Origin of the sequence: Micrococcus sp. GbtcB5, assembly GCF_019091605.1 — a bacterium.
Classification (GTDB): Bacteria; Actinomycetota; Actinomycetes; order Actinomycetales; family Micrococcaceae; genus Micrococcus; species Micrococcus luteus.
Window position 1 is genome coordinate 1 of the sequence record NZ_JAGXJK010000167.1, and the last position, 280, is coordinate 280.

Genomic DNA, 280 nt, shown 5'->3' on the forward strand with positions numbered 1-280 from the left:
CGTAGGCCGCGACCAGCGGGCCGCCGCCCACGCGGGCGGCGATGCCCGCCGCGGCCACGCCGGGCAGATACGGGAAGACCATGCGGGACGAGGCCAGGGCGGCGGCGTCGAAGGCCTCCACCGCGACGGCCGGGCGGGGCCCGTCGGCCGTCTCGATCTCGCCGCCGAACACGGCCACCGCCCGCGTGGGGCGCGGGCTGATCTTCGCGACCGTGGCCGCCGCCTGGTCGGGCCGGGGGTCCCGGTGCTCCCCCACGCCGCGCTGGCCGGCGGCGGGGCC

At 81.8% G+C, this 280-nt stretch carries 1 protein-coding gene; it reads right to left on the minus strand.

Features of this window, described 5'->3' with window-relative positions; translation table 11 throughout:
• Positions 1–280: hypothetical protein (locus tag KVS67_RS11880; protein ID WP_217565435.1), on the minus strand; the 280-nt coding region annotated here is incomplete at both ends.